The sequence below is a fragment of the Lachnospira hominis (ex Liu et al. 2021) genome (assembly GCF_014287955.1).
Taxonomy (GTDB): domain Bacteria; phylum Bacillota; class Clostridia; order Lachnospirales; family Lachnospiraceae; genus Lachnospira; species Lachnospira hominis.
The window spans coordinates 349,244-370,573 of sequence record NZ_JACOPD010000002.1; the positions used below are offsets into that span (position 1 = coordinate 349,244).

Consider the following 21,330-nt stretch of genomic DNA (forward strand, 5'->3'; position numbering starts at 1 on the left):
GTTAAGTAAAAAGTACCTAATATCTTCTGAAATTTCTGTGCGAATGTACGCTGTACATATTTCCCATCAATATTCTTATTACTCTTTTTATCATATATATAATTCCTGCAATCAAAGCCCACACAATCCAGCCTGCCAGTGCACCGGCCGTATTAGTAACAACATCATCGAGCTGGCTGTATCCTCTCTGTGTTATATATTGCACAACTTCAATCATAACCGAGAATATAAATCCTCCCATAACGCATACCGGCATCTTCCTGAACATTCTGAAAATGCATGGCATCATAAAGCCAAATGGAACAAATAATATTATATTTTCTATAAAAAAAGCATGTTCCTGAGCCGTATATCCCCATGTATACAGAAATGTCATATCAATTGCCCTTCTGCTTCCGGGTTCCCTTGAAAAGAATGTAATCCACAATAATGCTTCAATATAAAATATAAACAGACACCACAATACGAATTTTAATTTTTTATGCCATCTGAATATCGTATATATAAAACATGTAATAAGAACTGCTGCAATTATAAAATAAGGAAACATATCCGTCAGTTTCAATATATCTTTACATATATCCGTAATAATCTTCGAATAATCAACTGCCATATGCACCACCAATTCAATGTTATTTTTTAATATTTCCCATCCCGGTGATAAGAAAAAAGCCCCTTAACGGGACTTTCTCAAAACATTATTAATGCGGAAAATGGGACTTGAACCCACACGTGGATAATCCACACAAGAACCTGAATCTTGCTCGTCTGCCATTCCGACACTTCCGCAAATATACAACCAATGCCTGTTATTAACATCAAAGCACTCATAATATTGTATATTATGTATTATTATTTGTCAAGTGCATGCTTTCTTCTATTTCTTCCATAAGCCTCATGCCTGCCGTATCTGTAACCGGTATTGAAAATACAATGCTTTTGGCTTTGCTCTCAAATCCCGCTTCATCCATTATTGCTCTCATAATATCATTTTTATTCTCTGTCTTTGTAACAATAAATATCATATCCTTTTCAGGAACAAGTGTAACTCCGAGAAACTTTTCTGCTTTTTTTGCACCGGTTCCCTTTGCATGAATAACTGTTCCTCCTGCCGCATGCACTTTCCTTGCCGCATCCATGACATCTTCAGAATATCCCTGATTTGCAATAACTACAACAAGTTCATACTTTGTCTCTTTCAATACAGATTCATCTCCCTTCACAAATTCCTGCCCGCATGTCAGATAGTTAAGTGCCTTCTTGCCCCCTATACTGCTTATCCGGATTACAAATGCAATCCCAACTCCGGGAATGTCAATCTTCATTTCTTTTGAAAGCTTTCGCTTCACTTCACTCCACTTACCATCTGTCACAACATGAAACAATACACTTTTCTCACTGCCTTCAAGCCCAAAATAATCAAGTATTTCATTGGCGGCTGTTCCGCTGCCCGCTGCCGTCATGGATACTTCAAGTCCGGTATCTGTATAAAAATCCATAAACTTTTTTGTAAGATTACGATTGATAATAGTAACCATCAGATATAATTCACTCATATTTACACTCCGTCAATCTTATTTGTGCATTTCTAAAGTTCAATAATTGCATCTTCATCCATGGCTTCATAAGCATATACTGCTTCACCTTTAGACGTATGCTGTTTAATTTTGTATACAACGCCGAGAATCTGGATTGTAATAAGAGGCGTCATTGCAACCATTGCAACAACCCCGAATGCATCTTCAACAATATTGCCTCCGACAGCTGCACATGCCCCCTGTGCAAGTGGAAGAAGGAATGCTGCTGTCATCGGTCCCGATGCCACCCCTCCCGAGTCAAATGCAATTGCCGTAAAGATCTTTGGTATAAAAAATGATATCCATATAGCCAGCACATATCCCGGTATCAGAAAATACATTATAGGAATCCCCCATAATACTCTCACCATAGCAAGTGCCACTGACAACGCAACGCCGACCGAAAGACTTATTCCCATTGCTTTCGCTGATATTGCACCATCTGTAATTTCTTCAACTTGATGATTAAGCACATATACCGCCGGTTCTGCTTTAACAATAAAATATCCAATCAACGCACCTATCGGGACAAGTATCCATTTATAATTAAGGGACGCAAGTACCTTTCCAAGATAATTACCCGCTGGCATAAATCCTACGTTTGCTCCTGTAAGAAAAAGTACAAGTCCTATATATGTATACAAAAGTCCTATCACGAGTTTCAAGAGACTTCTGCCTGTAAGTTTCAATGAAACCAGCTGAAAAATTCCAAATACTATTATAATAGGGAGCATTGATATTGCTATCTCTTTTATATAAGATGGCATACCACTCCCAAAAAGATGCCATAATTCCACAGAATCAGCCACTTCCGGTACCACAGCAGCACTGTAACTGCTCTCAGCCGGTCTGTAAATCATGCCAAGTGTCATTACAGCAAGAACAGGTCCGATAGAGCATAACGCAACAAGTCCAAAACTGTCATCCGCTGCATGTTTATCATTTCTTATGGAAGCAATACCAATTCCCAATGCCATTATAAATGGTACCGTCATCGGTCCTGTTGTAACACCACCGGAATCAAACGCTACTGCCCTGAAGCTTTCAGGCACAAAAGCCATAAGAATAAATACTATAATGTAAAAGAATGCGAGCAATGGCGGAAGTGCAATTCCTATTAGCATACGAATAAGAGCTATCGCCAAAAAGACTCCTACTCCTGCCGCAACTGACAATATAAGTGTCATATTGGGAACGGATGGAACCTGAGAAGCCAAAACCTGTAAATCAGGTTCTGATATTGTAATTATCACGCCAAGTACAAATGACATGATAACAATGAATATTATTTTTTTACTTTTTGTCATACATGCACCGACTTTTTCTCCCATCGGCGTCATTGACATCTCCGCACCTAATGTAAAAAACATCATTCCAGCCATTACCATTACAGTTCCTACCAGAAAGCAAAGAAGTACACTCGGTGTAACCGGGGCGATTGTAAATCCCAAAATCAGAACAATTGCAACTATAGGCAGCACAGCTTTAAGTGCTTCTATAAATTTCTCACGAAGTTTCGCATTTAAAACCTTCAATAATTCACTCCTGTCTATTTATATACAATTTACATTTACAATTAATATTCCATAAATTCCTGGATATCTCTCAAAATATCTTCAAGTTCTGCTCCTTCATCCTGTATTGTAAGATGAAGAGGTTTACTGATATCAAGGCTGAATAAACCTACAATTGACTTAGCATCAACACAACTGTGTTCAGACTCAATATCAAACGAGCAAGAATACTTGCTTATTACACTAACAAATCTCTGCACCTTTTCAACTGAATCCAACATTACTGTCACTGTAAACATATTCATCCTCCTCCAGGTACCATAAGAACTTTTATCCTTTAAATATGTACCTTCTGTTTTTTACTTTAGTTTGTGATAATCCGATAATACTACATTTAAAAATTAAAAACAACCGAAACGCCTTAAATTTCACGCAAAATTGTAAAATATATTACATAAGCGGTGCAAGCAGTCTTAATATCTGTCCTATTAGTTTTTTATGCCACGGATATTTTTTACAATCTTCTTCTGTAATCTTCTGACATTTTTCAAGTGTTTTCTGATAATCATTTTCGATATCTGCCACAACATCATTTTTATAAATATATGCTCCGCACTCAAAATGAAGATATAAACTTCTGAAATCAAGATTAACAGTTCCAACAGTCGCACGGCAGTCATCACTTATGAATTCCTTTGCATGGACAAATCCAGGTGTGTATTCATATATATTAACGCCATGTTTTATAAGTTCCGGATAATATGTTCTTGCCAGAAGATATGCATAAACCTTATCAGGGATATGCGGCATGATTATAGTTGTCTCAACGCCCCTTGCTGCACAATATCTCAAAGCGGCAATCATCTCATCATCCAATATAAGATATGGTGTCATAATATGAACATATCGCTGTGCCCTGTTTAATATGTCAATGTATACACGTTTTCCTATTCTCTCAGATGAAAATGGGCTGTCACCATATGGAATGACATATCCATTACTGCGGATAAGTTCATTTTTCAAATCAAAATCATTCAGACATTCATCCTTATCAAAATTAATAATATAATTATCAATTTCTTCCTGTTCAATTCTGTCCTTCTTACCGGCTACATTCCACATTTTCAAAAACATGTACGTAAAACTTTTTACAGCATCGCCTTTTACCATAACTGCTGTATCTTTCCAATGTCCGAATCTGTCAAGTTTATCAATATACTCATCAGCAAGATTAATTCCTCCTGTAAACGCAGTCTTGCCGTCAACTATAAGTATTTTTCTGTGGTCACGGTTATTCTGTACTGTAGAAAGGACCGGCTTTATCTGTGAAAACGGTCTTGATTTTATTCCCATATTTTCAAGTTCTTTGTAATATCCATATGGAAGCAATGCAAGCGAGCACATTCCATCATACATAAAACGGACTTCTACGCCCTGTGAAGCCTTTAACTTTAATATATCTAGAATGCTTCTCCACATATAGCTGTCAGTCACTATGAAATATTCCATAAAAATAAACTTTTCTGCAGCCATGAGCTGCTTTTTCATCTCTTCAAACTTGAACTCGCCAAGCGGAAAGAACTCAATATCATTATCATAATACGCCGGAAAGTCACCGGCATTATGTAAATAAGAAGCCAGCCCTCGTTCTCCGTGCAGCTCACTTTTAAGCTTTTCGAGCACTGCATCACTTGTTTTGGCTTTCTCATGCAGCTGTTTATCAATCGATGCAAGTCTAGACCTCATAATCTTAGTGCCAAGCTGCAGATTAACAAATACATATATCATGGTTCCGAATATAGGTATTATAAGCACCGGTATAATCCATGCCATCTTAAACGCCGAATTGGTATCCTCATTAAAAATATGTATGACAACAAACATACCAAGAAGTACAAATAATAAATGTATAAGCACAGAATATCTGTACAGCCAGTTGATAAGTATGAAGAAAAATGCAAACTGCATCAGAATTGCAATTATTACAAATGCTGTACGTCCAAAAAGAACTCTTGTTATTTTTTTCAGTTTCTGTGTCGATTTCTTCATATTCAATACCTCTTGCACTATAACTCTCTATCTGACTAATTGCTCTGATTAATATTTATAATATCATTTTTTCTATTTTATTTCCACTCCCTGGCAGATTTTTATATTATTAATCCAAAAATGCCGCCACTTTTTATCAAAGCGGCAGCATCTGTTTTGCTATATTAATTTTTAAAGATTTGTATATCCCATCAGATATTTATCTACCTCTCTTGCACAATCACGGCCCTGACGGATAGCCTTTACAACAAGAGACTGACCTGTATGGCAGTCACCGGCAGTAAATACACCCGCTGCATTTGTTGCAAACTTTCCTTCTTCTGTCTTGATATTTGTACGTTCAGTAAGTTCAACACCAAATGCATCTGTGACATATTTCTGTGTTCCAAGAAATCCTGCGGCAATAAGAACAAGCTCACAAGGAAGTTCCTTCTCTGTTCCCTCTACAGGAACCATCATTCTTCTTCCAGTTTTCTCGTCAACTTTGGACTCGAGGCTTATAACAACAACTTTCTCAAGATTTCCTTTTTTATCTTTCTTGAATTCTTTTACTGTTGTTGTATAAATTCGTGGATCATGTCCAAATACCGCTATTGCCTCTTCCTGACCGTAATCAGTCTTGCATACAAGCGGCCACTGTGGCCATGGATTACTCTCCCTTCTTGTATCAGGTGCCTTAGGCATCATCTCAAGCTGTGTAACTGATTTGCAGCCATGTCTTATACATGTTCCGACACAGTCATTGCCTGTATCACCGCCACCTATTACAATAACATTTTTATCTTTTGCTGATATAAATTTGCCATCGCTCAAATCAGAATCGAGAAGGCTCTTTGTAGTTGCTTTAAGAAAATCTACGGCAAAATAAATTCCATTGGCATCCCTTCCCGGAGCATTGATATCTCTTGGATTAGAAGCTCCGCATGCAAGTACAACTGCATCATACTCATCAACAAGCTTTTTTGCCTTGATTTTTTCTCCGACATTTGCTTCTGTTACGAACTCAATTCCTTCAGCTTTCATTACTTCAAGTTTTCTGTCTATAATATGTTTTTCAAGCTTCATATTAGGAATGCCATATCTTAAAAGTCCGCCGATTCTGTCAGCCCTTTCAAATACTGTAACATTATGTCCTCTCGTATTTAGCTGGTCTGCAACTGCAAGTCCGGCAGGACCTGATCCTACAACCGCTATTCTTTTACCGGTTCTTACCTTTGGAGGCTTTGGACCTGCCCAGCCATTAGCATAGGCATGTTCAATAATAGCCATTTCATTTTCTTTCGTGCAGACTGCATCACCATTAAGACCACATGTACATGCTTTCTCACAGAGTGCAGGACACACGCGGCTTGTAAATTCAGGGAAATTACTTGTCTTATGAAGCCTGTTATATGCCTGCTCCCAGTTTCCTGTGTATACAAGGTCATTCCATTCAGGAATAAGATTGTTTAAAGGACATCCTGACGTCATTCCTTTAATATTCATTCCTGACTGGCAGAACGGAACACCGCAGTCCATGCATCTTGCACTCTGACATCTCTGCTCTGCCTCTGAAAGTGGTGTATGAAACTCATTAAAATTCTTTATTCTCTCTTTTGGCGAAACAGCTTTTGCTTCTTTTCGCTCATATTCTAAAAATCCTGTTGGCTTTCCCATACGTATCTCCTTTCCATCAAACGAACCGATGTGATGTGTGCCTCGTCTGTGCACATCACTTTGTGGCCGCATAAAATGCTTCTATCTGAGCCTGCTCACTGCTAAGTCCTTTTTCTTCCATCTGGACTATTGTATTTAACATCTTCTTATAATCGTGAGGTATGATTCTCTTGAACTTTGGAAGGTATTCACCAAAATTATCAAGAACTTCTTTGCCTTTCTTTGAATTTGTATATGCAACATGTTCTGTAATCAAATCTTTTAATTCAAGTACATCATACTTATCTGTTACAGGTTCAATTGATACAAGCTGTTTATTCATTCTCTTATAAAGGCTTGTATCTTCATCAAGAACGTATGCGATACCGCCGCTCATACCTGCTGCAAAGTTCTTTCCTGTTCTGCCAAGTACAACCACACGGCCGCCTGTCATGTATTCACATCCATGGTCACCGCAACCCTCTACAACCGCTGTAGCACCTGAATTTCTTACGCAGAAACGCTCTCCGGCAACACCATTGATAAATGCTTTACCGCTTGTAGCTCCATAAAGTGCAACATTACCTATGATGATATTTTCATCTTCTTTATAAGCACATCCTGTAGGCGGATATACAATAAGTTTACCGCCTGAAAGGCCCTTTCCGAAGTAATCGTTGCTGTCGCCGACAAGTTCAAGCGTAAGTCCCTTAGGTATGAATGCACCAAAGCTCTGTCCGCCGGCACCGTTACATTTTACTGTAAATGTATCTTCATCAAGTGTCTCACCAAATCTTCTTGTAATCTCAGCACCGAGAAGAGTACCGACTGCACGGTCTGTATTAGTTACATCTACCTCAACACTTCTCTTCTGTTTTTCATCAAGTGCCGTTGCAAATTTCTTCAAGAGAACTTTCTCATCAACTGTCTTTTCAAGCTGGAAATCATATACATTTTTCTTATCGTAATGAATCTTTGCAGCTTCCTTAATATATGGATTATCAAGAATCTGTGAAAGATCAACATTCTTTGAACGTCCGCTGCCAGGAACATCTCTCTGTTCGAGTAAATCTGTTCTTCCGACAAGTTCATCAACTGTCTTCACACCAAGTTTTGCCATGTATTCACGAAGTTCTTCTGCTATAAATCTCATAAAGTTGACAACGTATTCAGGTTTTCCTGTAAATCTCTTACGAAGTTCAGGATTCTGTGTTGCAACACCTACAGGACATGTATCAAGATTACATACTCTCATCATTACACAACCCATTGTTACAAGCGGTGCTGTTGCAAAACCAAATTCTTCAGCACCAAGCATAGCTGCAATCGCAACATCACGGCCACTCATAAGCTTACCATCTGTCTCAATAATTACCTTATTACGAAGTCCGTTCATAGTAAGTGTCTGATGTGCCTCTGCAAGTCCGAGTTCCCATGGAAGTCCGGCATTGTGGATAGAACTTCTCGGAGCCGCACCTGTACCGCCATCATAACCTGATATAAGAATTACCTGTGCACCTGCTTTTGCAACACCAGAAGCAACTGTACCAACACCTGCCTCTGATACAAGCTTAACTGAAATACGTGCATTTTTGTTCGCATTTTTTAAATCATATATAAGCTGTGCCAAGTCCTCGATAGAGTAAATATCGTGATGTGGTGGAGGTGAAATAAGTGATACACCCGGTGTTGAAAGACGTGTCTTTGCAATCCATGGATATACCTTCTTTCCAGGTAAATGGCCGCCTTCACCAGGCTTTGCACCCTGTGCCATCTTAATCTGTATTTCCTGTGCACTTACAAGATACTTAGATGTTACACCGAAACGTCCTGACGCAACCTGCTTGATTGCTGAACATCTGTTTAATCCGTCAGATCCTACAGTAAGTCTGTCCTCATCTTCACCGCCCTCGCCTGAATTTGACTTGCCGTGAAGCATATTCATTGCAATTGCCATTGTCTCATGTGCTTCTTTTGAAATAGAACCGTAAGACATAGCACCTGTCTTAAATCTTCTTACAATCGAATCAACACTTTCAACTTCATCAATATTAATTCCTTTCTTAGGAAATCTGATGTCCATAAGTCCACGAAGATTCATGGCACCTGTATCTTTATTTACAAGCTTTGTATATTCCTTGAAAATCTTATAATCACCTGTTCTTGTTGCAAGCTGTAAAAGGTGAATTGTCTGCGGATTGTAAAGATGCTCTTCTTTTCCGCTTCTTAACTTATGTGCACCATTGCTGTCAAGTGTTGTATCAGTAGGAAGTCCCAATGGGTCAAATGCCTTAGAATGAAGTGTTTCAACATCCTCCTGGATATCTTTAAGGCTTATACCTTCAATTCTGCTCACTGTACCCTTGAAATATTTATTAATAACATCTGAATCAATACCTATTGCCTCAAAAATCTTAGCACCCTGATATGACTGTATTGTTGAAATACCCATCTTTGCAGCAATTTTAACAATTCCGCCAAGTATCGCATTGTTATAATCATCTACAGCAGCATAATAATCTTTATCAAGCATATTAAGGTCTATTAATTCCTGAATGCTCTCCTGTGCAAGATATGGATTAATTGCTGATGCACCATATCCTAACAGTGTTGCAAAATGATGGACATCTCTTGGCTCACCACTCTCAAGAATAACAGCCATTGCAGTTCTTTTCTTTGTCTGTACAAGGTACTGCTGAAGTGCAGATACAGCAAGAAGCGAAGGAATTGCAACATGATTTTCGTCAACACCGCGGTCAGAAAGAATTATAATATTTGCACCCTCTCTGTGTGCTCTGTCAACCTCTACAAAGAGATGGTCAATTGCTTTTTCAAGAGATGTATTCTTATAATAAATAATAGGAATTGTCTCTACCTTAAATCCGTCAACCTTCATATTTTTAATCTTCAAAAGGTCTGTATTTGTAAGGATTGGGTCATTAATCTTTAACTGTTTACAGTTTTCTGCTTTTTCTTCAAGGACATTTCCATCTGTTCCGAGATAAACAGTTGTTGATGTTACAACTTTTTCACGGATTGAATCTATAGGCGGATTTGTTACCTGTGCAAAAAGCTGTTTAAAATAATTAAATAATGGCTGATGTTTATTTGAAAGCACTGCAAGCGGTGTATCAATACCCATCGCACCAATTGACTCTGAACCGTTAAGTGCCATAGGAAGAATAGATGTCTTCAAATCTTCATATGTATATCCGAATGCTTTCTGGAGTCTTGCTCTCTCTTCCTTTGTATGCATTGGCACTTTCTGATTTGGAATCTTTAAATCATGAAGCTGTACAAGGTTGTTATCAAGCCATTCGCCATAAGGCTGCTTTGTTGCATATTTTTCTTTTAACTCATCATCATCTATAAGTTCGCCCTTTACTGTATCAACAAGAAGCATTTTACCAGGTCTTAATCTGTCCTTTACCTTGATTCTGCTCTCAGCAATCGGAAGGACTCCGACTTCTGAAGAAAGAATAAGATAACCGTCATTAGTTACATAATAGCGAGAAGGACGAAGGCCATTACGGTCAAGAACCGCACCCATTATATCACCATCAGAGAAAAGAATTGATGCAGGTCCATCCCATGGTTCCATCATAGTTGCATAATACTGATAAAAATCTTTCTTTTCCTGTGCCATTGCTTTGTTATTGCTCCATGGTTCAGGAATTGTAATCATTACAGCAAGAGGAAGCGGCATGCCATTCATAACAAGGAATTCCAGTGTGTTATCAAGCATAGCTGAATCCGAACCATTGGTATTTACAACAGGTGTAATCTTTGCCATCTCTGATTCAAGATATTCCGAATACATTGTCTCTTCTCTTGAAAGCATTCTGTCGGCATTACCCTTAATTGTGTTAATTTCACCATTATGAACAATAAATCTGTTAGGATGAGCACGTTCCCAGCTAGGATTTGTATTAGTAGAGAATCTTGAATGGACAATTGCGATTGCTGATTCATAATCTGTGTCCTCCAAATCACCAAAGAACTGACGTAGCTGTCCTACAAGGAACATACCCTTGTATACAATAGTTCTGCTTGAAAGTGAAACTACATATGTATCTTCATTAGTCTGTTCAAAAACACGTCTTGCGACATACAGTTTTCTGTCAAAATCTATTCCCTTAGCCACATCTGCCGGTTTCTTCACAAAAGCCTGCATAATGTAAGGCATACAATCCACTGCTTTCTTACCAAGTATCTGAGGATAAGTAGGCACTTCTCTCCAGCCTAAGAATTCAAGACCTTCTTTTTCAACAATGATTTCAAACATTTTTTTAGCCTGATTTCTCTTCAGTTCATCCTGTGGAAAGAAAAACATACCAACGCCGTATTCCCTCTCTTCACCAATCTGGATTCCAAGTGGTTTTACCGCCTTCTTGAAAAACTTGTGTGAAATCTGAAGAAGAATACCAACACCATCACCTGTTTTTCCTTCTGCATCTTTTCCGGCTCTGTGTTCCAGATTCTCAACAATACTTAATGCATCTGAAACTGTCTGGTGTGTCTTAATTCCCTTGATGCTTACAACGGCACCGATACCGCAGTTATCATGTTCAAAGCTCGGACTGTACAGTCCCGGCTGTCTGCTCTGTTTTTCCATAAGTCGTTATCATCCTTTCGCAATGGTTTTTTCTTGTCCTATAATATACGCCATTTTTATATGCGTGTAAATATCTTTTTTTAAATATTTGTCTGATTATTTATCATTTCGCTTAATTTTATTATATTATCTGTAATTTTACTTGTTTTTCTTAGTATTTATTACAGTTTAGATGTAATTTTATTAGTTTTTCACGAAATCAATTTAAATTTTATTTTTCATAATTTATATTATACATGTATCAATCATTAAATTGTGTCTGAATTGTTCATATCTTTTTTACTGTTTGTTTTGCAAATCGCTTGTTTTTTGTCCGATATTATGTTTGAATCTAAAAAATAAAGGCTGATTCGCAAAATTTTATTTTAAAATTCAGCGAACCAGCCTAAAATTATAAACTAATTTCTATTTTTTCTTAAATTTATAAAGTTATACACATCTAACTTTTCTTCTTTTTTCCTCTGACAATGAAATCCACCGCTTTGGGCATTACATCAAATACTGTCTTTTTAAGCGAACCTCCAAACTCTCCATCAAGAGTCCATGCTATTTCATTTGGAGATTCAAATTCAACATGATTGGTCTTAAATGAACATACCATATCCGTCTCATCAAACTTCTGTGTCATAAAAGCATTGACAAGCTGCTGCAGGTCCATAGGATTCTTTATTTCACGTATGAGTGTCACTTCAAACAGACCATCCTGCAAATCAGTAGAACCACCTACAAGAAACTTCATGCCGCCAACTGATTTTGTATTACTTACCATTCCATATACAAAGTTTCCTTCAACATTCTTTATATCGCTTTTTACTCTTACATAGCATGGCTTTAATGTCATAAACTGCTTAGCAGCTTCAATTATATATGCCTGATGTCCAAGTACATTTTTCAGTTGCTGCGGAGTATTATATGAAACCTCTGTAAAAGCCCCGAATGCAGCAACATAATTAAAACTTCTCTGTCCGTCAACCATTCCTATATCACAGTTGAATGTTCTTCCTTTTACAATAACCTTAGCTGCTTCAATCATATCTTTGGGAATTCCGAGACTCCTGGCAAAATCGTTAGTTGTACCGCTTGGAATATATCCTATAGGAATTCTTTCATCAAGATGCAATACCGCACCAACAGTCTCATTAAGCGTTCCATCGCCACCGCTGCACACTATGACATCATGTGACAAGCCATTTTCTATAATATAATTATATCCATCCATGGCAGCTTTTGTAGGATATACCGTAACATCATATCCGCCTTCTGAAAATATCTGTACTATCTGCATAAGTTTATTCTTTAATTGTGCCTTACCCGAATTGGGATTAAATACAAATAATAACTTCTTCATAAACTCTCCTGTGCTTATTATCATCTATCCCACTTATCACACAAAGCATTTATCTGGTCAGCAAATTTTGCAAGATCTTTATTTGCCCCTCCTTCATTGTGGGTTATAACAGTCATAAGTCTCTGTCCGGCTGCAACAAGTCTTGCAAATACGCCCTGATTACGCTTAACAACTGTCCTTCTTGACTTCTTCTGTTCATTACCATGTGAAATCTCAACATTACCGGCAAGATCATAAACAGCTCCGGTGTAAGGTGCAAGTGTATCATATCCGTACGCATCGTGAAGTAATGCCGCAAAACTATCACATACTGAATCTTCACCATGAACTATAAATACCTTCTGTGGCTTCTTTTCAAATGAATTAATCCACTTTACCAGACCTTCCCTGTCTGCGTGTCCGCTTGTTCCAGGAAGCTGTGCAATCTCAGCACTTACCTGTATCGGTTCACCAAAAAGCTTAATTTCTTTGGCTCCCTCAACAATAGCACGGCCTGTTGTTCCGACTGCCTGATATCCCACAAAAAGTATCGTACACTCCGGTCTCCAAAGGTTATGTTTCAGATGATGCCTTACACGTCCGGCCTCGCACATACCTGATGCAGATATAATTACTTTTGGCTTATTATCAAAATTAATCATCTTTGAGGCTTCACTTGTTGTGGCAAACTTCAACCCTTCAAATACAAGCGGGTTGATTCCTGCATCTATAAATTTCATTGCTTCTTCATCAAAACATTCATGTGTATTTTTACCAAATATGTTAGTAGATTCAATTGCCAGCGGACTGTCAAGATATACATCAAATGGTCTGTCAATAAGCTTCTTTTCTTTAATTTCGCGTATAAAATATAAAAGTTCCTGTGTTCTTCCGACTGCAAATGAAGGAATTACAACATTACCTCCACGTTCAAATGTTCTCGTAAACACCTTTACAAGTTCTGCCGCATAATCAGGCGTTCCACCATGGCTTCTGTCGCCATATGTAGATTCCATAACAACGTAATCTGCATCTTTTATATATTCCGGGTCTTTTATAATAGGCTTATTAACATTACCTATATCTCCCGAAAATACAATTTTCTTTGAAATGCCATCTTCATCAATCCAGACTTCAATACTTGCTGAACCAAGAAGATGTCCGGCATCTATAAATCTTATTGTAATTCCGTCGCATAAATCAATCTTTTCTGAATATGGACAGCCAACAAACTGTTTCATAACATTAACAGCCGCATCCATATCATACAGCGGCACGAATTCTTTCAACGTACCGTTGGAACGTTTTGCTTTACGGTTACGCCATTCAGCCTCAAATTCCTGAATATGAGCACTGTCTTTAAGCATTATCTCACACAAATCCACAGTTGGTCTTGTTGTGTAAACTTTGCCTCTGAATCCATTTGTATACAAAAGCGGAATCAATCCAGAATGGTCAATATGTGCATGTGTAAGTAATACATAATCAACTTCCGATGCCGGGATTGGCAGTTCCTGATTCTCATAAACATCATTCCCCTGCTCCATACCGCAGTCAACAAGTATATTCACACCACACGCCTGAAGAAAATGACAGCTTCCTGTTACTTCATGGTCAGCACCTAAAAAATTAAGTCTCATAACTATCCCTCTTTTCAGTTTATATTTTTAACGTATATTTATAATACAATTTTATGATAAACAAGGCTAATTTTCAACTAAAATTCCTATAAAATTCCTAATCCGTCGAAAAGAATTTTAATGCCTATGAGAATAAGTATAATCCCACCGCATATCTCTGCTTTGGACTTATATTTTTCACCGAAAACACTTCCAATTTTTACACCTGCTGCCGAACAGACAAATGTGACACATCCGATAAATATTACAGCATATATTATATTAACCTGAAGAAATGCAAATGTAACACCTACCGCAAGTGCATCTATACTTGTTGCTATTGCAAGCAGAAACATTGATGCCGGATTCATATTGGCATCTAATCTTTCTTCTTCGCCAAATGCTTCTCTCACCATATTAGCACCGATAATCACAAGAAGAATAAATGCTATCCAATGCGAATATTTAGTTATTTTATCAGCAAAAAAGCTGCCAAGAAAATAACCCATAAGAGGCATAAGTGCCTGAAAACCACCAAACCATGCACCTGCAATGCACATATGCTTAGGCTTTATCTTTCCAAGTGACAACCCCTTACAGACTGAAACAGCAAATGCATCCATTGACAAACCAACTGCCAGAATAAACAATTCAATTAAACTCATATTAATCTCCATTTCTTTTGTAATTTTTATATATTTTCCCCGCCGGCATAACAAAAAAGAGACTCCGGACAGCTTTGTATTAAAAGCTATCCACGAGTCTCATCATTTACAGTAATACCGGGTATTAAACCATTATGTCGATATAACTACACAACTTATGTTATGCCGATTACTCCCTCAGGGAATTAATTACGTTTTTAAATAATATCATTAATGATAAAATATATCAAGTAGATTTTCAGATATTTTTATAATATCAAATCATCAAGTTTAATCTTAGGAACATGGTGTACCTGATTCGCATCCCTGTAATATTTTATATCTCCTCCAGCCGGAATATCCTCAAGCACAACTTCTTCTTTCGGATATCCAAGTGCGATGCAGTAATCAATCTTCATATCATCCGAAAGACCAATAACACCAGCCAGCTTTGCCCTGTTGACATTGCCAAGAAAACATCCGCCCATTCCTTTTTCAACTGCTGCCAGAAGAATTGTCTGTCCGATAATTCCCTCATCACATTCCGCTTTTGCATTTTTATCTGTAGCCATAATTATGTAGGCCGATGGTCTTTCCCCTTTAACAGGTCCTGCCCAATCCTTTAAATATCCTGCCCAGCCAAGACATTCAAATACTTTTTCCTTCATTACCTCATCACATACAAGTTTATATCTTACCGGCTGTCTGTTAGCTGCTGACGGCGTATTTCTTCCTGTATCGACAAGTTCTTTAAGTTCATCTTCTGTTATCTTTTTATTTTCATAAAATCTTCTGTATGAACGGTTTTTCTTTGCAAGTTCCTTTATCATATCTGTGTTTCCTTTCCATAAAATTCTTTTACAAACTCACTCATATAAATTGTATCGTATGCTCCTGATGTCTCATATGAAGAATGCATTGCAAGCTGTGCAATACCTATATCTGCCGCCTTTACTGACAAATTAGACATTACAAGATTTCCAAGTGTGGAACCTCCGGCAACATCTGAATTATTATAATATGTCTGATATGGTATATCTGCTTTCTTACAAATCTGTTTTACAAATGCACCTGTGCATGCATCTGTTGTATATTTCTGTCCGCCGTGATACTTAATTACAACTCCACCATTCATATCCGGTCTATGGATAACATCCGCTTTTTCAGAATAATTTGGATGCATGGCATGTGCATTGTCTGCACTTAGCATAAAACTTTTTGAAAGCATACGGTTAAATCCGCTTCCTGTAATATCTTTAACTGATGCGAGTTCTCTTAACACAACAGGCAGAAAATCAGAGCTCGCCCCCTGTCTTGATAGGCTTCCTACTTCTTCATTATCAAAGGCCGCATATACTTTTATATACTCATCTCTCTCCGGTTTATCCTGACATCTGGTCTGTATAAAGCCTGTCATAGTGCTGTAAACACATTGAAGGTCATCTATTCTCGGTGCTGATATCAAAGAGGCATTCTCACCCATAATACAGCCTTCCTGAGTATTATACAGATATAAATCCGTTCCTAGAATGTCACTCTGCTTTATTCCAAATTCTTTTCGTATCAATTCATATAAACCTTTGTCTGCTGCAACCGGCTGCATTTCTTTCTGCACAGATATACCCGTCTTTGAAGCATCATTTCCTCTTGTCATGTGTATTGCCAGTGACGGAATTATAAAAGACGGCTCAGATATATTGACAAGTATACTGTCCAATATGCCATCAACGTCACATACTATTCTTCCGGCAGCACCAAGAGGTCTGTCAAACCATGACTGTGTAATCATTCCACCATATTTTTCCACATCAAGTTTTAAACATGTATCACTATTTCCGTATTCACCATTATCTTTGAATTTAAACATCGGTGAGTCGGTGTGTGAACATACAATTTTAAATCCTTTCGGGCTTTTGCATGCCGGTACACGGAAAGCAATAATTGATGAGTCATTTCTTATAACATACCCCTTATATTCTCCATCAGGGCTTCCAAATGCATCATCCTTGTTCCAGAAGCCGTATTCCCACTCTTCTTTCTGGACAAAACCTGCTTCATCAAATATTTTCTTCAATGTATTTACTGTCTGGTATGATGTTGGACATTCTTTTATAAATCCAAGAAATTTTCTATTTTCTTCAAATGACTGCTCTTTCGTTATCTTCATATATATTTTCCTTTACAACCTTAAAAGCATATCTCCGTCTTTTATCCATTTCATCTTTCTCATCCACTCTGAAACAGCAAGTGTTATAAGTGCAGGAAGGACAAAATGCATAAGTATGATTTCTATTGCAACAACAGGAACTGACATTGTCTGTGTCATTGACTGCCATGCCATAATCTGTCCCACAAATCCGGCTGAACCCATACCAGAACCTGTCGGAGTGCTTGTCATTCTAAGAATTGCACTTGATACAGGTCCAAGTATCGCACTTGACACGATTGGCGGTATCCAGATAAGCGGTTTTTTTACAATATTAGGAACCTGAAGCATTGATGTTCCGATTCCCTGTGCAATAAGACCACCCATTTTATTTTCCCTGTAACTTGCAACCGCAAATCCAACCATCTGACAACAGCATCCAACCGTCGCCGCTCCGGCGGCAACACCTGTTATTCCCATGGAAACACCTATTGCTGCTGAACTTATAGGAAGAGTAAGAATCATTCCCATAAGAACCGATATAAGTATTCCGCCAATTACCGGATGCTGTTCGACATTAATATTAACAAGATTGCCAAGCCACATCATAAATGCTGATATCGGCGGTCCGATTACATATCCAACTGCTGCTCCCGATGCTATGCACGCAAATGGTGTCACAATAATATCAACTTTTGTTTTTCCCGATACAAGTCTTCCGATTTCAATTGCAACATATGCCGCAACAAATGCACCAAGTGGCTCGCCTGGCTTTCCGAGTGCAAATGCAGACATTGAATTTACTGTCGGAAATGCTCCTATCATGCCGGAAACAGCTGCTGCAATCGTAACAAGAGGACTTGAGCCGAGCTTTACAGCAACTCCAACGCCGATGCCGGCACCTGTAAGTGTTTTGGCAACATTGGCAGCACCATTGATATAGCTTCCTATGTCACCACCGATAAACGTTCCGATTTGTGCGATTATCGTTCCAATAATCAATGTTGAAAACAGGCCAAGTGCCATTCCGCCAAGACCGTCAATAAATATTCTGTTTAAAATTTTCTTTAATTTTTCCATTTTCTCCTCACATATCCCATCGGCAGACCTGTAAATATCTTCCTGATTATCTTACTTTATATCTAATCTGACATCAGAAAATGTCACATCTGCATTTCTTGCCGCAAACATACAAAGATATACATTTTCAGGGTCTAACGCAGTAAGTTTGAAATCAAATCCACCTGTAATTGTTGTCTCATCTCCAAATGTACACGCATATCCGTCAGATGTGCTTTCTATCTGTACTTTTACTGTCTCGCCCGGTTTATAACCTCTTGTGCATGTGCCTCCATATACAAGCTTTCCGCTCTTTCTTGCAAAACAATTAGCAGGTGCATTTTCATGCGTTAAAAGAAGAGGTGCAGCTGCAACATAATCTCCCAATATATCAGGTGTTACTTTGTCAATATACATGTCATCTCTTACCATAAGCCCAAACGATACCTGGTCATTCAGGAAATAATTGTTTATTTTCATTGAAGCTGAAAATATAAAATCATCTTTTACAGGTACTTTTGTATAGTATACTGCTATACCATCAGATACAGCTGATATTTTTCCCACATTTCCACAGACTGCAATATGGAAACTGTTATCAGAAAGAGCTTCCAGCGTAAATGTGTCTTTTGTCGGCATATCCATAATATCTCCAAATACCGATGGTTTCCATATTCCTGATTTTTCCCATATTTTACTGTCACTAAGATTTGAATCAAAAACAGTAGGTTTATAAGTTTCAGATGGTTTAAAATACTTTTTCTTTGAAGGCATCGGAGCATCATTTTCAAGTCCTGTAATATGGTTTGAAAGCCCCTCAACACCGATATTTTTTATCTCTGAAAGGCAAAGATATGCATTAACTCTTGCTCCCCACACATTTGTATGTGTGTTATCAACACTTATCGCCTTATCTGACGGCCATGCGTGAAGATATAGTGTTTCATCTGCACCAAGTCTGTCATACATTTCTTTTGTCATCATAGTCATATCGACAAGTGCTATATTAAGCTGCCTTGCAAGATCCCTTATCGCTTTCGGATAATCTCCACCCTTATATTCACCTACAGGTGCAGTTACATGAAGCATCTGTCCGTTCCATTTTCCATCAGGGCTTCTTCTTACTATCGGAGTGCAGAGAATCGGTGTGCATCCTGCCTCCTGAGCCTTTTTGATATAATTATTATAAAGCGAAAAAGCAAATGTTCCCTGTGTAAGATAATCACCCTCACCCTGTGTGTATCTGTCATTTTCAGTCTTTTCATCATTATGTCCGAATCCTATAATCAGATAATCATCTTTTTTCATTCCTGAAAGTAATGTCTGATATTCAGGTTCTGTTGTATAACTCTTGCTGCTTCTTCCTGAAAGTGCAATATTTTTAACTATAATTTCATCATCAAGATATTCCTGAAGCTTTGTACCGTAACCATATCTTGGCAGATAATACTTATCCTCAAAGCTGCTAAGTGTCGAATCTCCGACAACCCATAAATTTTTACTCATAGATATCACCTCTATATTTTTTCAAAAGGCGAAACACTTTTTAATGTTCCGCCTTTCATAAAATAATTATTTTACTGAATATACAATGCTTGTTACTGCGTTATCCTTTATTGCAAAACTAAGAACCATATTTCCGGATTCATACTTAATCTGTCCGTTTTCTTCCTTATATGAAGAACCATAAGCAGATGTTACTTTATCCTTTGAATCACCAATCTTGATTCCTTCTTTTGTCTTTACTGTATCATCCATAAATGTTACTGAATATACAACATCTACGCCATTTTTCTGATATCCCTGAAGTGTAAAGCTGTCATAATACCAGAACTTGTCCATTCCGTCAAATGCACAGCTCTTAGCTTCATAATAACCACCCTTTGGAGTGCCAAGCTTTGATGTAATATCTTCAACTTTTTCGTCTATTGCAATATTAACACCATTTGTAGTGAACACATAACCTGTGGATGTATTCTGGCTCTGCTGCTGTGTTGTGCTGCCATTGTCTGTTCCTTTAGAACCGCCGCAGGCTGTAAGACCTACGCATAAAATCATTAATCCTGCTGCTATTAAACTTCTCTTTCTCATTGTGAACCTCCATTTAAGCTGTTATTCCATGCTTCCTGTTTTTTTGTCTTGAGACTGTTGTAATCCGATACAATTTTGTTCCACTGTGATGCAGTTTCGCTCTCGCCTCTGTGATCAGTAAGCCTGTATTGGTCTTTTAAAATATTTCCAAGATAAACCGCTGTCTTTTCCGCTCCGTCAACATTGAGATGCTGACCGTAGTCGAATGTATCCGTTGTATAATCCAGTCCTATTTCATCTGCCTTATCGACCATGTTTAAGTATAACAGATTATTTTCATTTGCATAGTCCTGAATCTGACTTTCCCATTCATCATACCAGTGTGGGAAAATACTCGGTGCTTTTATAAGAACAAGTTTTATACCCTTTTCATTGCATAAATCTTTAATCTTATCAAGATATTCGTAATTTCTGTCTGAAAATGTATAATTGGCAAGCGGCGAAACCTTCGGAACCGTAGTCACCGGACGTACACCAACCTGCATAAGATAACCGTTGCTTGTGACTTTAGGTTTGTTAAACATATATTTTATATCATCAGATGACAATTCACTCCATCTTGAATGATAACGCAAAAGCGGAAAAATGTAACTCCCCATCGTCTCTTTTTCTGTCATTGATTCTTTTATTGAATTCCACTTTGACTTTGACCAACGCATTCCATCAAGCGTCATTCTGTTATATGCTTCGCTCTTCGCATCAGCTTCAGACATCGCAAGCATACTAAGAACAACGACCTTTGGTGTCTCATGTTTTAATGTATCTTCAAGCAGGTAATATGACTGCCATATAAGCTGCTCAGAGCTTCCTCTTATGTAACTTGTAATTCCATACTCTTCCCACATCTTGACTGTTGAAATATTTTCATACACTTCACAGTCACCAAGAATAAGCACATCATTATTTTTTTCACTCTTATAATATTCTGCTATCATAGAGCCTTCAGGTATATCATTAACATACTTCGGTGTAAGAAGCAGTGTCAGAAGATAAAGGCATACAACCGGTATCAGGACGACTGCTATTACACGTATAATTTTCTTTCCCATAAATA

At 37.9% G+C, this 21,330-nt stretch carries 16 protein-coding genes and 1 tRNA gene; all 17 read right to left on the bottom strand.

Annotated elements, in window-relative coordinates:
* Positions 1-16 precede the first annotated feature (16 nt).
* Positions 17-613, bottom strand: coding sequence for a VanZ family protein (locus H8S01_RS04175; RefSeq protein WP_186836282.1), 597 nt, complete (start codon positions 611-613; stop codon positions 17-19).
* Positions 614-705: 92 nt separating this feature from the next.
* A tRNA-Leu gene (locus tag H8S01_RS04180) sits at positions 706-789 on the bottom strand.
* 53 nt (positions 790-842) lie between these two features.
* A complete protein-coding gene (locus tag H8S01_RS04185) occupies positions 843-1,556 on the bottom strand; it encodes a P-II family nitrogen regulator (RefSeq protein ID WP_021866421.1) in 714 nt (237 codons plus the stop codon).
* Positions 1,557-1,588: 32 nt separating this feature from the next.
* Positions 1,589-3,112: a DUF1538 domain-containing protein gene (locus H8S01_RS04190; protein ID WP_186836283.1), complete on the bottom strand. Its 1,524-nt coding sequence runs from the start codon at positions 3,110-3,112 to the stop codon at positions 1,589-1,591.
* A 41-nt stretch (positions 3,113-3,153) separates the two neighbouring features.
* Positions 3,154-3,390 (bottom strand): HPr family phosphocarrier protein, encoded by a 237-nt coding sequence (locus H8S01_RS04195; protein ID WP_021866419.1) that lies wholly within the window; start codon positions 3,388-3,390, stop codon positions 3,154-3,156.
* A gap of 151 nt (positions 3,391-3,541) precedes the next feature.
* The gene (cls, locus tag H8S01_RS04200) at positions 3,542-5,140 is read right to left on the bottom strand and encodes a cardiolipin synthase (RefSeq protein WP_186836284.1); all 1,599 of its coding nucleotides are present in this window, start codon (positions 5,138-5,140) and stop codon (positions 3,542-3,544) included.
* Between the two features lie 171 nt (positions 5,141-5,311).
* Positions 5,312-6,796, bottom strand: a complete 1,485-nt coding sequence (locus H8S01_RS04205; protein ID WP_186836285.1) for a glutamate synthase subunit beta — start codon at positions 6,794-6,796, stop codon at positions 5,312-5,314.
* A gap of 55 nt (positions 6,797-6,851) precedes the next feature.
* Entirely contained in the window at positions 6,852-11,390 is a 4,539-nt protein-coding gene (gene gltB / locus H8S01_RS04210; protein ID WP_186836286.1) for a glutamate synthase large subunit, read from the bottom strand.
* Between the two features lie 439 nt (positions 11,391-11,829).
* Positions 11,830-12,738 carry a diacylglycerol/lipid kinase family protein gene (locus tag H8S01_RS04215; protein ID WP_186836287.1) on the bottom strand — a complete coding sequence of 303 codons (909 nt, stop codon included), beginning with the start codon at positions 12,736-12,738 and terminating at the stop codon, positions 11,830-11,832.
* Between the two features lie 20 nt (positions 12,739-12,758).
* Positions 12,759-14,357, bottom strand: a complete 1,599-nt coding sequence (locus H8S01_RS04220; RefSeq protein ID WP_021866414.1) for an MBL fold metallo-hydrolase RNA specificity domain-containing protein — start codon at positions 14,355-14,357, stop codon at positions 12,759-12,761.
* Between the two features lie 86 nt (positions 14,358-14,443).
* Positions 14,444-15,001 (bottom strand): manganese efflux pump MntP family protein, encoded by a 558-nt coding sequence (locus tag H8S01_RS04225; RefSeq protein ID WP_186836288.1) that lies wholly within the window; start codon positions 14,999-15,001, stop codon positions 14,444-14,446.
* 248 nt (positions 15,002-15,249) lie between these two features.
* Entirely contained in the window at positions 15,250-15,810 is a 561-nt protein-coding gene (locus H8S01_RS04230; protein WP_186836289.1) for a nitroreductase family protein, read from the bottom strand.
* Positions 15,807-17,147: a M18 family aminopeptidase gene (locus tag H8S01_RS04235; RefSeq protein ID WP_021866411.1), complete on the bottom strand. Its 1,341-nt coding sequence runs from the start codon at positions 17,145-17,147 to the stop codon at positions 15,807-15,809. Before H8S01_RS04235 ends, H8S01_RS04230 begins: the two co-directional genes overlap by 4 nt.
* Positions 17,148-17,159: 12 nt before the next feature.
* On the bottom strand, positions 17,160-18,206 hold the full coding sequence (locus H8S01_RS04240; protein WP_021866410.1) for a PTS transporter subunit IIC: 1,047 nt from the start codon (positions 18,204-18,206) through the stop codon (positions 17,160-17,162).
* A gap of 51 nt (positions 18,207-18,257) precedes the next feature.
* Entirely contained in the window at positions 18,258-19,691 is a 1,434-nt protein-coding gene (locus tag H8S01_RS04245; protein WP_186836290.1) for a GDSL-type esterase/lipase family protein, read from the bottom strand.
* Positions 19,692-19,757: 66 nt separating this feature from the next.
* Positions 19,758-20,276 carry a hypothetical protein gene (locus H8S01_RS04250; RefSeq protein ID WP_021866408.1) on the bottom strand — a complete coding sequence of 173 codons (519 nt, stop codon included), beginning with the start codon at positions 20,274-20,276 and terminating at the stop codon, positions 19,758-19,760.
* A complete protein-coding gene (locus tag H8S01_RS04255) occupies positions 20,273-21,325 on the bottom strand; it encodes an SGNH/GDSL hydrolase family protein (RefSeq protein WP_186836291.1) in 1,053 nt (350 codons plus the stop codon). Before H8S01_RS04255 ends, H8S01_RS04250 begins: the two co-directional genes overlap by 4 nt.
* Positions 21,326-21,330: the final 5 nt, after the last annotated feature.

What these genes read in the sequence shown, in the direction of transcription:
- H8S01_RS04175 (WP_186836282.1), bottom strand. Translation starts at nt 613, where the DNA reads ATGGCAGTTGATTATTCGAAGATTATTACGGATATATGTAAAGATATA.
- H8S01_RS04185 (WP_021866421.1), bottom strand. Translation starts at nt 1,556, where the DNA reads ATGAGTGAATTATATCTGATGGTTACTATTATCAATCGTAATCTTACA.
- H8S01_RS04195 (WP_021866419.1), bottom strand. Translation starts at nt 3,390, where the DNA reads ATGTTTACAGTGACAGTAATGTTGGATTCAGTTGAAAAGGTGCAGAGA.
- cls (WP_186836284.1), bottom strand. Translation starts at nt 5,140, where the DNA reads ATGAAGAAATCGACACAGAAACTGAAAAAAATAACAAGAGTTCTTTTT.
- H8S01_RS04205 (WP_186836285.1), bottom strand. Translation starts at nt 6,796, where the DNA reads ATGGGAAAGCCAACAGGATTTTTAGAATATGAGCGAAAAGAAGCAAAA.
- gltB (WP_186836286.1), bottom strand. Translation starts at nt 11,390, where the DNA reads ATGGAAAAACAGAGCAGACAGCCGGGACTGTACAGTCCGAGCTTTGAA.
- H8S01_RS04215 (WP_186836287.1), bottom strand. Translation starts at nt 12,738, where the DNA reads ATGAAGAAGTTATTATTTGTATTTAATCCCAATTCGGGTAAGGCACAA.
- H8S01_RS04220 (WP_021866414.1), bottom strand. Translation starts at nt 14,357, where the DNA reads ATGAGACTTAATTTTTTAGGTGCTGACCATGAAGTAACAGGAAGCTGT.
- H8S01_RS04225 (WP_186836288.1), bottom strand. Translation starts at nt 15,001, where the DNA reads ATGAGTTTAATTGAATTGTTTATTCTGGCAGTTGGTTTGTCAATGGAT.
- H8S01_RS04230 (WP_186836289.1), bottom strand. Translation starts at nt 15,810, where the DNA reads ATGATAAAGGAACTTGCAAAGAAAAACCGTTCATACAGAAGATTTTAT.
- H8S01_RS04235 (WP_021866411.1), bottom strand. Translation starts at nt 17,147, where the DNA reads ATGAAGATAACGAAAGAGCAGTCATTTGAAGAAAATAGAAAATTTCTT.
- H8S01_RS04240 (WP_021866410.1), bottom strand. Translation starts at nt 18,206, where the DNA reads ATGGAAAAATTAAAGAAAATTTTAAACAGAATATTTATTGACGGTCTT.
- H8S01_RS04245 (WP_186836290.1), bottom strand. Translation starts at nt 19,691, where the DNA reads ATGAGTAAAAATTTATGGGTTGTCGGAGATTCGACACTTAGCAGCTTT.
- H8S01_RS04250 (WP_021866408.1), bottom strand. Translation starts at nt 20,276, where the DNA reads ATGAGAAAGAGAAGTTTAATAGCAGCAGGATTAATGATTTTATGCGTA.
- H8S01_RS04255 (WP_186836291.1), bottom strand. Translation starts at nt 21,325, where the DNA reads ATGGGAAAGAAAATTATACGTGTAATAGCAGTCGTCCTGATACCGGTT.